A 13,267-nucleotide genomic window follows, 5' to 3' on the forward strand; every position below is an offset into this window, starting at 1 on the left:
GTCCACTATACGGTTCTGAACCAACAACCACACCCCACACCCGACCGACCCGGTCGGGGCCGCGGTGTGGGAGTCCGGTGCTGGTTGGTTCACAACACGTGCCGGCGGTCATAGCGAAGGGGAAACGCCCGGATCCATTCCGAACCCGGAAGCTAAGCCCTTCAGCGCCGATGGTACTGCCCTCTAGCGGGGGTGGGAGAGTAGGACACCGCCGGACACACAACCAAAGAAGAAGAAATGGTTTGAGGGAGACAACCCCCCAACCCCCACCCCTGACCAGGGGTCGGTGGCGTGTTGGGTGCGTGGTTGTCTCCCTCAAACCATTTCACCACCCACAACACCCACAACACACCCCCGCCCCCGCCAGCGACATTGGTCGGCAGTGAACTGGGTCACGCCCGTTCATGGAGCGTGGGGCTGTCTCGTCTTTAGTTCGTGAGCACAACGAACGGAGACGCCATGAGAATCTTCATCGCCGGAGCGTCCGGCGCCATCGGCAGGGAACTCGTGCCCCAGCTCGTGGCACGTGGCCACGAAGTCATCGGCACGACCCGCTCGCCGGCCAAGACCGCCGCGGTGCGCGCGCTCGGCGCTGAACCGGTGGTCGTCGACGCCCTCGACCCGGACTCCGTGGCCGACGCTGTGGCCAAAGCCGAACCAGAGGTGATCGTCCATCAGCTCACCGCGCTGAGCGGACCGTCGAACTTCCGGAACGCGAAGAAGATGGCGGCCGCCACGAACAGGCTGCGCACCGAAGGAACCGACCACCTGCTCGCCGCCGGGCGCGCCGTCGGCGTCCGCAAATTCGTGGCGCAGAGCAATTCGCTGTGGATGGAACGGACCGGCGGGCCAGTCGCGGACGAGGAAGGCCGGATCGAGCCCAACCCGCCCAAGGACATGGAGGAGGCCGTGGCCGCGCTGCGCCACGTGGAGAACGCGGTGACCGGCATCAGCTGGGGCGACGGCATCGCCCTTCGTTACGGTGGCTTCTATGGGCGAGGGACCGACATCAGCTCCGCACCGGACGCCGTGATGGCGATGCTGGTTCGTAAACGCCGGTTGCCTGTCATCGGAGGAGGCGGCGGCGTGTGGTCACTGATCCACATCACCGATGCTGCGTCGGCAACGGTCGCGGCCATCGAGCGCGGCAAGCCCGGGATCTATCATGTCGGCGACGATGAGCCGGCGCCGGTGCACGTGTGGCTGCCCGAGCTGGCCCGTGCGCTCGGTGCCGGAGCACCCCGCCGCGTGCCGGCCTGGCTCGTCCGCCCGCTGATCGGCAAGGGTCCGGTGGACATGATGACGCGGGCTCGCGGCATCTCGTCCGAGAAGACCAAACGCGAATTGGGCTGGACGCTGCGGTACCCGACCTGGCGCACGGGAGTCATCGAGGGAATGAGCTGACTCGCTGTGCCCTCTTCGGATCTGTACGGCGAGCTACGGCCGCGGGCGTTCGCCATCGCCTACCAAATGCTGGGTAGTGTCGGCGAAGCCGAGGACGTGGTGCAGGAGGCCTTCCTGCGGCTGCACCAGACGCTACAACGGGATGAGCCGATCACCTCGCCGAGGGCATACGTCGCGACCCTGGTCACACGGCTGGCCATCGATCACCTGCGTTCGGCACGGACACGGCGGGAGCGGTACGTCGGCGAATGGCTGCCGGAGCCGGTCGTCACCGATCCGTCGCCGGCCGAGCAGGTGGAGCTGGCCGATTCGCTGTCGTTGGCGTTCCTGGTGTTGTTGGAGAACCTGTCACCACAGCAACGGGCCGCCTTCCTGCTGCGCGAAGTGTTCGAGTACCCGTATCCAGAGGTAGCCGAGATCATCGGCACCACCGTGGACACCACGCGGCATCTCGTGGCACGAGCCCGCAAACATGTCCACGAACGCCGGCCGCGCTACCACGCTTCGCGGCAGCAGCGCCGAGAGCTCGCTCAGCGGTTCTTCGCCGCCGCCGAGCAGGGTGACCTGCGGGCGTTGGAGGCACTGCTGGCGCAGGACGTCACCCTGCACGCCGATGGTGGCGGTAACGTGCCGGCGCGGACACGGCCGGTCAGCGGTCGCGGTCGCGTGATTCGGGCCTGGTCGGCAGGGATGTCCGCACTGGCGCGCTACGGTCTTCGTGTCCGCGTCACCGAGGTGAACGGCCAGCCCGGCGCCGTCGCGATCGACGCGCAGGACCGGCTGGCCATTGTGATGGGGCTCGACATCGTCGACGGACGGATCCAGGCGATCCACTCGGTCGCCAATCCCGACAAACTGCGGCACCTCGACCGGACCAGCGAGCTCGGCGGCCTGCTTCGGGCGGCCGGTGGAGCCGGCGACGACGGCTGAGCTGACGTCGTCCGGCGTGTGCGGTTCCAGCGCGTGGACCATCGATCGCGGCCTTCCGCTCGGAACCCGCGGCGTCAACCGAACGTTCATCACGTGAAAGGGCTTGTCCGGCGCATCATCGGACCAGCCCTTTCGCCATGTCTGGACACGTCCTGGTGATGGTTTGTGCATGCCCGGGTGCGGCGGTGCGTGGCGAGGATGGTGCTGGGGTGCGCGCGCCGGGGTATACAAGGGCATGATGGCGTGACAGCAGGAGAGCCTCGACACGCATCGATCACGACCGTCGACGTCAGGATGCGCACGGCCCCGCCAGTGTCGACAACGTGGCTGACCGGCCCGATGGTGCCGGTGGACGTCCGGCATGCGACGTGCTGGGTGAGGGCGGCGCCGGGTCCCGGTCGACGACGCGAGACAATGACGGCAACACCACGAGGATTGAGAGGAATCGTTGATGTCTGGTCGCGACCGCCAAGGTGAGCCGGATCCGTCGGAGGGCGGCCGACCCGGGCGCGGCGGTGGCCGGGACGGCGTCCCGGGACGCGGTGCCGGTGGCCAGCGTGGTGGCGGTGGCCAGCGTGGTTCGAGCGGCGCTGGTGGTCAGCGTGGTTCGGGCGGCGGCGGCCGGTCGGGCGCGGGCCGGCGAGGTGACACAGGCTCCGGCGGCACCTGGCGTTCCGGCTCGGCTGCGGGCGGCGAGCGCTCCGGATCCGCGGGTGGGCGAGGTGGTCCGAGCGGCGGTCGCGGCAAGGGCGGTCGTCCCACCGGCGGCGAGCGCCCCGACCGGGGCGGGCGCGCCGACCGCACCGGTAGTGACCGGCAATGGTCTGGCGGCCGGCCGGCGGGGGAGCGGCGGTCTGACAGTGGATGGAGCGGTGGCCGCTCCGGTGGTGAGCGTGGCGGTGACCGCGGCGAACGGCGTGGTGGCCGTGACGGTGACGGGCGCGGTGAGTGGCGCAGTGGTCGCTCCGGTGGTGAGCGTGGCAGTGACGGCGGCGAACGGCGTGGTGGCCGAGGCGGTGGCGAGCAGCGTGGTGGCGGCCCCAGCGGTGCGGGCCGTCCGCGCCAAGATCGTCCCGGCGGCGGCTCCCCGAGCGGCCCTCGGGGCGGCAGCCGTCAAGGAGACGATCGACGCGGCGCCGGCGCTGACCGCGGACCTCGGGGCGACTATCGGCGTGGTCCCCGTGATGCCGACTCCGGCCGTTCGGACGGGCCGCCGCGCGAACGAAGCGGGCCGCCCAGGGAGCCGCGGGTGCCCGACCCCGTTGTCGACGAGGACGTGACCGGCCGCGAGCTGGACCAGGAGATCCGGGACGAGCTGAACGCGTTGTCAGGGCCGGCGGCAGCGGCGGTCGCACGGCACCTGGTCATGGCACAGCGGCTGCTCGAGGACGATCCGCAACAGGCATACGAGCATGCGATGGCGGCTCGGCGTCGCGCCGGACGCATCGGCGTGGTGCGCGAAGCCGCCGGTGTCGCGGCCTACCTGGCCGGGAAGTATGCCGATGCGCTGGCGGAACTGCGGGCGGCCCGGCGGATGACCGGTTCCGCTGAGTACCTGCCGATGATGGCCGACTGCGAGCGTGGTCTGGGCCGACCCCGGCGGGCGTTGGACCTGTCGCACGACCCGGCGGTGACCGCCTTGGACACACCTGCCCGCATCGAGATGCTCATCGTCGCGGCCGGTGCACGGCGTGATCTCGGCGAGCACGAGGCGGCCGCGGTGTCGCTCCAGGTGCCGGAGCTGCGCTCCACCACGAAGGAAGAGTGGGTGGCACGGCTGCGCTACGCGTACGCGGACGCGCTCCTTGGCGCCGGACGCGACAAGGAGGCGGCGCGCTGGTTCGTGCGAGCCGCCGAGGCCGATGTCGAGGGTGAGACTGACGCGGCCGACCGGGCCGCCGAACTCAGCGACGGCGGGACCTGACCAACCCGAAGAAGACGCGGCGGTGTGCAGGTGGTCTCGGCATCGCCGCCGGCTCTTGTCCACAGGCGGATCGAATTCGGCTGGTCATCCACAAATCGGCGTCGCGCGGATGTGCCGAGTCCGGTTGCCGCCCACGATTGACGACAGATCCCGACATCCCGTCAGTCGAAGGAGCTGTCCCGTGAACACGACCCTCGTCCCCATCGTCGAGCACTCCAACGAGGTCCGGCTGGTCGGCCGGGTCGCGGCCGAGCCGGCCGTCGTCCTGCTACCCAGCGGCGACGAGCTCGTCACCGCCAGGCTGGTCGTCCAGCGTCCGCGTCCCCCGGCGGGCCTGGGCAGCCGGCGCAGCGTCGACACGATCAACTGCACCGCGTGGACTCCGCATCAGCGTCGCCAGGTCAGGGTCTGGAATCCCGGCGACACCGTTGAGGTCACGGGTGCGCTCCGGCGGCGGTTCTGGCGCAGCCCGGCCGGCACGCAGAGCAAGTTCGAGATCGAGGTCGCCAGCGCGAAACGGCTGGCCAGGTGCCCACCGTCGGAGAAGCGACGTCGACGGCTACCCGCCGCCGGAAGCGAGCTCGCGCATCAGTAGGCCGGTCCAAGGTTTCGGCCCGAAGGACGTCGACTTGCGGGGCATGCGTGCACCGCGGCCGGCCAGCGCAAGCACGTCGCTCAGAGCAGGTGGCCGCACCAGCACCGCCACTCCGCCGGCCCGGGTCGCCGTGCGTACCGCGTCGCCATCGTCGTGGTGGTACGCGACACGGCTGTCCGCGTCGTCGATGCCCCACAGGCGACCCAGCAACAGGTCCACCAGTACGGCGGCGTCCAGGTGACGCCAGCCGTCCGGGCGACCGGCCGGAATCGCGTCATCCAGGACTGACGGGTTGGCCGAGCGGAGCAGCGCCCTGCCTGACCCGGCGCCGAGCACGAACGCGGTTGTGGCCTCGGCAGCCAGAACCGCCGGCGCGTCAGCGGTGTCGGGTAGTGGCACGACCTCGAAACCCTTCACCGCGCCTGCCACGGCGTCGTCGAACGACAGTCCGGCGATGCTGCGGTGGATGCCACGCAGCTCCAGCGGATGCCTCGTCGCGTCGACGAGCAGAGCGAGCCCGTAGCCGGTCGCGGGCTCCTGTGGGTGTGCCGCGTGCACGCTCCGGTACGCCGCGAAGCGGTGGTGCCCGTCGGCGATCAGTGCTGTCCTGCCGGCCAGGTCGGCGGCCACGGCGTCGAGCGCGTCATCAGCGGTCACTCGCCAGATGCTGTGGACGTCCCGTCCGGCGGTGACCTGGACGTCCGGTGACGTCGCGGCCGCCGCGTCGACGACGTCACTGGCAACTCCGTCGCCGTCGTAGGTCAGCAGGATCGGCTCGAACTGCGAGCGGGTCGCGGTCATGAGCGCGGCCCGGTCGGCGACCGGGCCGGGAAAGGTGTTCTCGTGCGGAAGTATGGGTCCGTCCAGCCCCACCCCGCCGACCAGCCCGATGACGCTGGCCCCGGGGGTGCGGTGTTCGTAGACGTACAGCGCCGGTGCGGCGTCGCGGCGCAACACCCCGGCCTCGTGCCAACGGCGCAGCTCTGCGGCTGCGAACCGGTACGGGTCGGCGGCAGCCGAGCCGGGCCGCGGCAACGTCAGGTGGACGATGTTGTGCGGGTCGGCCGCCTCGAACTCCTCGAGGGCGCCGGCGCCGATGACGTCGTACGGCGGGCAGATGACGGCGGCAAGATCGGTGCCCGGCGCGTAGGTGGTCGCCCGGAACGGCGTCAGCCGAAGCGAAGGCTTGGCATCGGTCACCAGCCGCATGCTACGCGCCGGCATCCCGGCCCGAGGTGTCGGCGGTCTCCGGTGGGCTGCGAGGATGGCGAGCGTGCAACTGTTGAGTCAGCTCTACGATGTCGCCCTGCTGGATCTCGACGGTGTCGTCTACGTCGGCGCCCACCCGGTCCGGCACGCGCCGCAGGCCCTGCAGGCCGCGCGCCGCGACGGCATGCGCCTGGCGTTCGTGACCAACAACGCGTCGCGCCCGCCGGAACGGGTGGCGACGCACCTGACGGACATCGGTGTCGAGGCATCGCCCGCGGAGGTCGTCACCTCCGCGCAAGCGGCTGCACGGATGCTGGCCGAGCGGTTGCCCGACGGCTCCAAGGTGCTGGTCGTCGGCGGCGAAGGGCTCGAGGTCGCGCTGCGCGAACGTGACCTGGTGCCGGTGGCCAGCGCCGACGACGGTCCCGTGGCCGTGGTCCAGGGCTTCTCACCGCACGTGGACTGGCGGATGCTGGCGGAGGGTACGTACGCGGTCGCGGCCGGGCTGCTCTGGGTAGCCACCAACCTCGATCCCGTCGTCCCGACCGACCGCGGCCGAGCACCCGGAAACGGCACGCTGGTCCACGCCATCCGGACCGCGACCGGGCGTGAGCCGCTGGCTGCCGGCAAACCGGAGCCGCCCATGCACCGAGAGGCCATGCTGCGCTCGAACGCGACCCGGCCGCTGGTGGTCGGCGACCGGCTCGACACCGACGTCGAAGGCGCCAACGCCGCGGGCGTCGACAGCCTCCTGGTGCTCACCGGCGTCACCGACCCGGACGAGCTGGTGCTCGCACCGCCCCGGCTGCGCCCCACCTATGTCGGCCACGACCTGCGGGCGTTGCACCACCCGCCACAGCGGCTGATGCTGCGGGCCGGGGAGACGCGGGCCGGCCAGTGGGAGGCGGTCGTGCGGGACGGAACGCTTCGGCTCGATCGCGGCGACGCAGCCGCCCCGGCAGCGACGGCGGGGACGCTCGGGCGGTCCGGCGAAGTGGAGTCCGAGTCGGGCGGCGGCGCAGACCCGGCCGCACTCGATCCGGACGGCCAGGACGCCCTGGATGCCCTGCGGGCGGCCTGCGGCGCGGTCTGGGCCGCCGACCAGGAGGTCGACCCGGCCAGCGTCCACCAGGCGCTGGAGAGCGCCCGAATCGCCCGTCGCCGAGCCTCCTCGTACTAGCGTTACGGTCATGCGGGAACTGACGGACGACGGCCAGGGCACGACCGGCGACGCGTCGGTGGACGAGGCGGTGCGCTCGCTCGAGCGGCTCGACCGGCTGCCGGTGCACCAGCACGCCGACGTGATCGACGACGTCCATCGGGCGCTGCAGGATCGGCTGGCCGACGAGGCCGCGGCCGACGAGCCGGCGGCCGACCAGGCTCCTACCGACGAGGCTCCTACCGACTGGGCTCCTACCGACGTGGCTGCGACCGACGAGCCGGCACGAACGGAGCCGGTCGCGGGGAGTCCGGCTGCCGGCTACCTGTCCGACGGCTCGGAAGGCTGAAGTCTGTGCCGCCTCGACGCCGTCTCGACGCCGAGCTGGTCCGACGCGGGCTGGCACGCTCACGTGAACACGCCGCTGCTCTCGTGGCCGACGGGCGGGTGCTGATCAGCGGCCGCGCTGCCACGAAGGCGGCCACGGCCGTCGACCCCGCTGACCCCGTGCTCGTCACCGAGCCGGCGGAGGGCGAGGAGTACGTGTCCCGCGGCGGGCACAAGCTCGCCGGCGCGCTCGACGTGTTCGAACCGCGCGGGTTCGACGTGGCCGGCAAGCGATGTCTCGACGCCGGCGCGTCCACCGGCGGGTTCACCGATGTGCTGCTGCGGCGCGGCGCTGCCGAGGTGGTCGCGGTCGATGTCGGGTACGGGCAGCTGGCGTGGTCACTGCGCTCGGACGACCGCGTCCGGGTGCTCGATCGCACGAACGTGCGCGACCTCACTCCCGAGCAGGTCGGAGCGCCGGTCGATGTCGTCGTCGGCGACCTGTCGTTCATCTCGCTCCGGCTGGTGCTTGCGCCGCTGTGGTCGGCGTGCACGCCGGCGGCCGACCTCGCCCTCATGGTGAAACCGCAGTTCGAAGTGGGCAAGGACCGCGTCGGCAAGGGCGGTGTCGTCCGTGACCCGCAGCTGCGCGCGGAGGCCGTCCACGGGGTCGCCGACGCGGCCGCCGAGCTCGGCCTGGGTGTCGCCGGGGTCACCGCCAGCCCGTTGCCGGGCCCGTCCGGCAACGTCGAGTACTTTCTGTGGTTGCGCGCCGGCGCTCCCGCGGTCGGCCCCGACGAGGTCCAGCAGGCCGTCGCGGAGGGACCCCAATGACCAGGACCGTCCTGCTTGTCGCACACACCGGGCGCGAAGAGGCCCGGCAGATCGCCGGCAAGGTCATCGAGCGGCTCGGCGCGGCCGGCATCCGCGTGCGCGTCATGGCCGACGAGCGGGCGGACATCGGTCTCCCGGACACCCGGGGTGATCTCGTCACCGTGGTCCCCGACGGTGCACCCAGCGCCGCCGACGGCGCCGAGCTGGTGGTCGTCATCGGCGGCGACGGCACCATCCTGCGTGGCGCCGAGGTCGCCCGGCCGTCCGGCACCCCCATACTCGGCGTCAACCTCGGGCACGTCGGCTTCCTCGCCGAGGCCGAGGTGGACGACCTCGGCTTCACGGTCGACCACATCGTCACCCGCGGCTACGCCGTCGAAGAACGCATGACGGTCGACGTCACGGTCCGCCACGACGGCACCGTCACCGCCGATAACTGGGCGCTCAACGAGGTGAGCGTCGAGAAGGCCAGCCGGGAACGGATGCTCGACCTGGTGGCGGAGATCGACGGCCGGGCGGTGTCGCGGTGGGGGTGCGACGGCGTCGTCATGGCCACCCCCACGGGCTCGACGGCGTACGCGTTCAGCGCCGGCGGCCCGGTGGTGTGGCCGGAGCTGGAGGCGCTGCTCATGGTGCCCATCAGCGCGCACGCGCTCTTCGCACGGCCGATGGTGGTCTCGCCGTCGGCGGAGCTGGCGGTCACCGTGCAGCACCGCACGCCGGGCGCCGTCCTGTGGTGCGACGGGCGCCGGGCGGTCGAGCTGCCACCCGGGGCGCGGGTGGAAGTGCGCCGCGGCGAGCAGCCGGTCCGGCTGGCCCGGCTGCACCAGGCGCCGTTCACCGACCGGCTGGTCGCGAAGTTCGCGCTGCCGGTCGAAGGATGGCGAGGCGCGCGGGCATGACATCCCGGATCACCCCGGTACGCACCGATAGGCTGAGGTCCTGTGCTTGAGGAAATCCGAATCCGTGGTCTGGGCGTCATCGACGATGCTCAGCTGGAGCTGGGGCCGGGGCTGACGGTCGTCACCGGCGAGACGGGCGCGGGCAAGACCATGGTGCTCACCGGCCTCAACCTGCTCATGGGCGGCCGCGCCGACGGCGGCGCCGTGCGCACCGGCGCCGGCAAGGCCCTGGTCGAAGGTCGCGTCAGCCTCCCCGCCGACAGCCCCGTCGCCGCCCGCGCCGTGGACGCCGGTGCTGAGCTGGAACCAGCCGGCGGCGCCGGCGTCGAACTACTGCTGAGCCGCACGGTCATGGCCGAGGGCCGGTCGCGGGCCCACGTCGGCGGCCGCAGCGCCCCGGTGAGTGTCCTGGCCGAGCTCGCCGAGAATCTCGTCGCCGTGCACGGGCAGAGCGACCAGCAGCGGCTGCTGCGTTCGTCCCGGCAGCTCGCCGCCTTGGACCGGTACGCCGGCGACACCGTCGCCGAGCCGCTGTCCGCCTACACGACGAGGTACGCGCGGCTGCGCGCCGTCGAAACCGAGCTCGACGAGGTCACGTCCAAGGCCCGCGAACGCGCCCAGGAAGCCGACCTGCTGCGCCTCGGCCTGGGCGAGATCGAAGCGGTCGACCCGCAGCCGGACGAAGACGAAGCGCTGCGCGCCGAGGAGGCCAGGCTGGCGCACGCCGACGCGCTGCGCACCGCGGCCGACACCGCCCACCGCGGTCTGTCCGCCGACGACACCGTCTCGGGCGAGACCGACGTTCTCACTCTGCTCGGCCAGGCCCGGCAGGTGGTCGAGGCCGAACGCGACCACGACCCCGACCTGGCCGCACTGGCCGACCGGCTCGCCGAGGCGACCTACCTCGTCGGCGATGTCGCCGCGGACCTCGCGTCCTACAGCGCCGGCATCGACACCGACCCGGAGCGGCTGGCGGAGGTACAACAGCGCCGGGCCGCGCTGACCGGCCTGACCCGCAAGTACGGCGAGTCCATCGGCGAGGTGCTGGCCTGGGCCGAGGCCGGGTCGCGCCGGCTGCTGGAGCTCGACGGCGACGACGAGCGGGTCACCACGCTGCGCGAGGAGAAGGACACGCTGCTGGCCGAGCTGGGCGAGCTCGCGGGGCGCATCACGGCGGCCCGCACCGAAGCCGCCGCCCGCTTCGCCGACGACGTCAGCGTAGAGCTCGCCGCACTGGCCATGCCGCACGCGCGCATCGTCGTCGAGGTCCGGCCCCGCGACGGCTTCGGCCCCACCGGCGTCGACGACGTCGAGATCCTCTTCACCGCCCACAACGGCGCCCAGCCGCGGCCGCTGGACAAGGGCGCATCCGGCGGTGAGCTGTCCCGGCTCATGCTCGCCATCGAGGTGGTGTTCGCCGGCGCCGACCCGGTGCCCACGTTCGTGTTCGACGAGGTCGACGCGGGGGTCGGCGGCAAGGCGGCGGTCGAGGTCGGCCGTCGGCTGGCGATGCTGGCCAAGCATGCGCAGGTGCTGGTGGTCACGCATCTGCCGCAGGTCGCCGCGTTCGCCGACCAGCACCTCAAGGTCGTCAAGTCCGACGACGGCCGGGTCACCAGCAGCGGGGTGGAAGCGCTCGACGACGCGGGCCGGGTCGGCGAACTGTCCCGGATGCTCGCCGGTCTCGAAGGGTCGGCATCGGCCCGGGCCCATGCGGAGGAGCTCCTGGAGACCGCGGCCAGCTCCAAGCTCGACCCCTGACGGCACAGGCGACTCGCCTGCGGTGACGTTCCCGCTCCGATCGGCCGCACCGGGTCTATCGTGATCACAGTTGGCGTAGGCAGCGGTGTGCTCGCCTCCGGACTCAGGGAGCGCCATGGTGCCGGCACTCATCGCCCTGCTGGCCGTGGCGGCTGCGATGGTGCCCGGGCAGCCGGCGACCGCGGTGGATCCGGTGCGCTCCGCGCCCGCAGCCGCGGCCCCCGCAGCCGCAGCGCCCGCACCGGACGCGTCCGCCGCCGTCCCGCAGGACCCCGCCGCCGACGAGCTCATCCGGCGTTACGCCCCCGTGGTCCGGCTGCGTGAACAACTCGAGCCCTGTGGTGACGGTGAGCCGTACCATCCCGTCGACGTCGACGTGCTCATGGACAACGACGGCGTCGCGCTGCGCGGCCCGTGGACTTCGAACGACCTGGTTGACATCGGGCCCGGCGCCGACGACCTGGGACGGGGTCTGCTGGAGTACCACCTCGACTTCCCCGGCGACGCGCTCGCGCCCGGCTGCGGCTATGAGACGTGGGCGCGCCAGATCAGCGAGGGCACGGCGCCCATGATGTACGGCCGCGTCGCCGGGGACCCGGCTCGCCCCCGTCAGCTGGCCGTCCAGTACTGGTTCTTCTACGTCTTCAACGACTTCAACAACCTGCACGAAGGCGACTGGGAGATGATCCAGGTCAACTTCGACGCTCCGGACGCGGCGGCAGCTCTCGAGACCGACCCCACCGAGGTCGGTTACAGCCAGCACGCCGGCGCCGAACGGGCGGAGTGGGGCGCGCACAAGCTGGAGGTGGTCGACGGCACCCACCCGGTGGTCTACCCGGCCGAGGGATCGCACGCGAACTTCTTCACCGACGCGCTGTACCTGGGTGCCAGCTCCGCCACCGGTGTGGGCTGCGACGACACCACCGGACCGCATCTGCAGCTACGGCCGCGGCTCGCCGCCGTCCCGACCGACGCCGCCGACTACCAGGCCGGCTTTCCATGGTTGGGTTTCGAAGGACGGTGGGGCGAGCGGCAGGACGCGTTCTACAACGGCCCGACCGGCCCGAACATGAAGACGCAGTGGACCGCGCCGATCCGCTGGTCGGAGAGCAGCTGGCGCAACGCCAGCGCGACCGTCCCACTCGGTGCGTCACTCGGCCCGAGCGCCACCGACGCGTTCTGCGACGTCGTCGAGGAGGCGTCGAACCTGTTGCGGCAGCTGGTCCGCAACCCGGCGGCGGTGCTCGCGGCACTGGTGGCGCTGCTGGTCGTCATCCTGCTGATCGCGAGCCGGACGTCCTGGACACCGGCCGAGCCGTACCCCGTCGCCGCCCGGCGCACGTGGGGCCGCATCCTGGTGGCCGCGCGCCGGATGTACGCACGGCACCCCGTGCTGTTCCTTGGCATCGGCATGGTCTACCTGCCGGTGATGGCCCTGGCAGCCGGGCTGCAGTGGGTCCTCGTCGAGGCCGGCGAGCTGAGCTCACTGGTCGACACCGACGGCGACCAGAACGCCGCGACGGTGTTCGTCGTGGTCCTGGCCGGCGGGGCGATCTCGCTGCTGGCGTACTTCTGCGTGCTCGCCGCGGTGTCGCGCGCGTTGGTCGACCTCGACGCCGGCCGCCGGGTCACCGTCGGGTCGGCGTACCGGGCGGCCGGCGCGCGGCTGCGGCCGCTGGTGCTGGTCGCGCTGCGGCTGGTGGTCGTCATCTGGGCGTTGCTGCTGTTCGTGTTCACCGTGCCGCTCGCGCTCATCTACGCGGTACGCAACGGGTTCGCCGTCCAGGCCGTGATGATGGAGGACCGGGGCACGGGCCGCGGCGCGAACGACGCGTTCCGCCGCAGCCGGGACGTGGTGCGTGGGCAGTGGTGGCGGGCGACCGCGGTGGCGGCACTGGTCGTCGGGCTGGGCGCCATCGCCGGGCCGCTGGTGGGCATCGTGCTGCTGCTGGTGTCGGACGGTTCGTTCGACCTGATCAACCTGATCAGTGCCGCCGTCTATGTGGCCGCGATGCCGTACGTCGCGCTGGTACTCGGCTATCTCTACCTGGATCTGTCGGTCCGGTCCGCCGAGACGGAGGGCGCCCGAACCGAGCGCGGCCGGCCTCCCGCGGGTGTCTCCTCACCCCGATGACGCCCCGACGACGCCCCGACGACGCCCCAGGGCGCCGCGACCCGGCTCGAGGCGGGTCACAGCCAACACGCGGCGCACCGATGCGGCA

12 protein-coding genes and 1 rRNA gene are annotated in these 13,267 nt (G+C 72.0%); 12 read left to right on the forward strand and 1 reads right to left on the reverse strand.

Annotation, left to right across the window (positions count from 1 at the left end):
• Positions 1–100 precede the first annotated feature (100 nt).
• The 6 genes from rrf (at position 101) to JIAGA_RS31055 (ending at position 4,853) form a co-directional block, all read left to right on the forward strand.
• Positions 101–217, forward strand: a 5S ribosomal RNA gene (gene rrf / locus JIAGA_RS0119795).
• A gap of 242 nt (positions 218–459) precedes the next feature.
• Positions 460–1,404, forward strand: a complete 945-nt coding sequence (locus JIAGA_RS0119800) for an NAD-dependent epimerase/dehydratase family protein (RefSeq protein ID WP_026877013.1) — start codon at positions 460–462, stop codon at positions 1,402–1,404.
• A gap of 6 nt (positions 1,405–1,410) precedes the next feature.
• Entirely contained in the window at positions 1,411–2,334 is a 924-nt protein-coding gene (locus tag JIAGA_RS0119805) for an RNA polymerase sigma-70 factor (protein ID WP_026877014.1), read from the forward strand.
• Between the two features lie 473 nt (positions 2,335–2,807).
• Positions 2,808–3,614 carry a hypothetical protein gene (locus JIAGA_RS34725; RefSeq protein ID WP_157553345.1) on the forward strand — a complete coding sequence of 269 codons (807 nt, stop codon included), beginning with the start codon at positions 2,808–2,810 and terminating at the stop codon, positions 3,612–3,614.
• Positions 3,584–4,258 (forward strand): tetratricopeptide repeat protein, encoded by a 675-nt coding sequence (locus tag JIAGA_RS31050; RefSeq protein WP_051426288.1) that lies wholly within the window; start codon positions 3,584–3,586, stop codon positions 4,256–4,258. Before JIAGA_RS34725 ends, JIAGA_RS31050 begins: the two co-directional genes overlap by 31 nt.
• A 181-nt stretch (positions 4,259–4,439) precedes the next feature.
• A complete protein-coding gene (locus JIAGA_RS31055) occupies positions 4,440–4,853 on the forward strand; it encodes a single-stranded DNA-binding protein (RefSeq protein ID WP_211239740.1) in 414 nt (137 codons plus the stop codon).
• On the opposite strand, the gene JIAGA_RS0119835 is transcribed toward JIAGA_RS31055, so the two are convergent.
• On the reverse strand, positions 4,818–6,053 hold the full coding sequence (locus tag JIAGA_RS0119835) for a DUF1015 family protein (protein WP_169738896.1): 1,236 nt from the start codon (positions 6,051–6,053) through the stop codon (positions 4,818–4,820). The two genes, JIAGA_RS31055 and JIAGA_RS0119835, sit on opposite strands and share 36 nt — an antisense overlap.
• Before the next feature lie 7 nt (positions 6,054–6,060).
• On the opposite strand from JIAGA_RS0119835, the gene JIAGA_RS31060 reads away from it, so the two are divergent.
• From JIAGA_RS31060 to JIAGA_RS0119865, 6 genes are all read left to right on the forward strand, one after another.
• Positions 6,061–7,242: an HAD-IIA family hydrolase gene (locus tag JIAGA_RS31060; protein ID WP_084470390.1), complete on the forward strand. Its 1,182-nt coding sequence runs from the start codon at positions 6,061–6,063 to the stop codon at positions 7,240–7,242.
• Positions 7,243–7,252: 10 nt separating this feature from the next.
• A complete protein-coding gene (locus JIAGA_RS31065) occupies positions 7,253–7,570 on the forward strand; it encodes a hypothetical protein (protein ID WP_035812758.1) in 318 nt (105 codons plus the stop codon).
• Between the two features lie 5 nt (positions 7,571–7,575).
• Positions 7,576–8,382, forward strand: coding sequence for a TlyA family RNA methyltransferase (locus tag JIAGA_RS0119850; protein ID WP_026877018.1), 807 nt, complete (start codon positions 7,576–7,578; stop codon positions 8,380–8,382).
• Entirely contained in the window at positions 8,379–9,284 is a 906-nt protein-coding gene (locus tag JIAGA_RS0119855) for an NAD kinase (RefSeq protein WP_026877019.1), read from the forward strand. Before JIAGA_RS0119850 ends, JIAGA_RS0119855 begins: the two co-directional genes overlap by 4 nt.
• Positions 9,285–9,326: 42 nt before the next feature.
• Positions 9,327–11,045 (forward strand): DNA repair protein RecN, encoded by a 1,719-nt coding sequence (recN, locus tag JIAGA_RS0119860; RefSeq protein ID WP_035812759.1) that lies wholly within the window; start codon positions 9,327–9,329, stop codon positions 11,043–11,045.
• A gap of 115 nt (positions 11,046–11,160) precedes the next feature.
• Positions 11,161–13,179 (forward strand): hypothetical protein, encoded by a 2,019-nt coding sequence (locus JIAGA_RS0119865; RefSeq protein WP_026877021.1) that lies wholly within the window; start codon positions 11,161–11,163, stop codon positions 13,177–13,179.
• The last annotated feature ends 88 nt before the right edge of the window (positions 13,180–13,267 follow it).

Source organism: Jiangella gansuensis DSM 44835 (genome assembly GCF_000515395.1).
In the GTDB taxonomy this organism is placed as follows: Bacteria; Actinomycetota; Actinomycetes; order Jiangellales; family Jiangellaceae; genus Jiangella; species Jiangella gansuensis.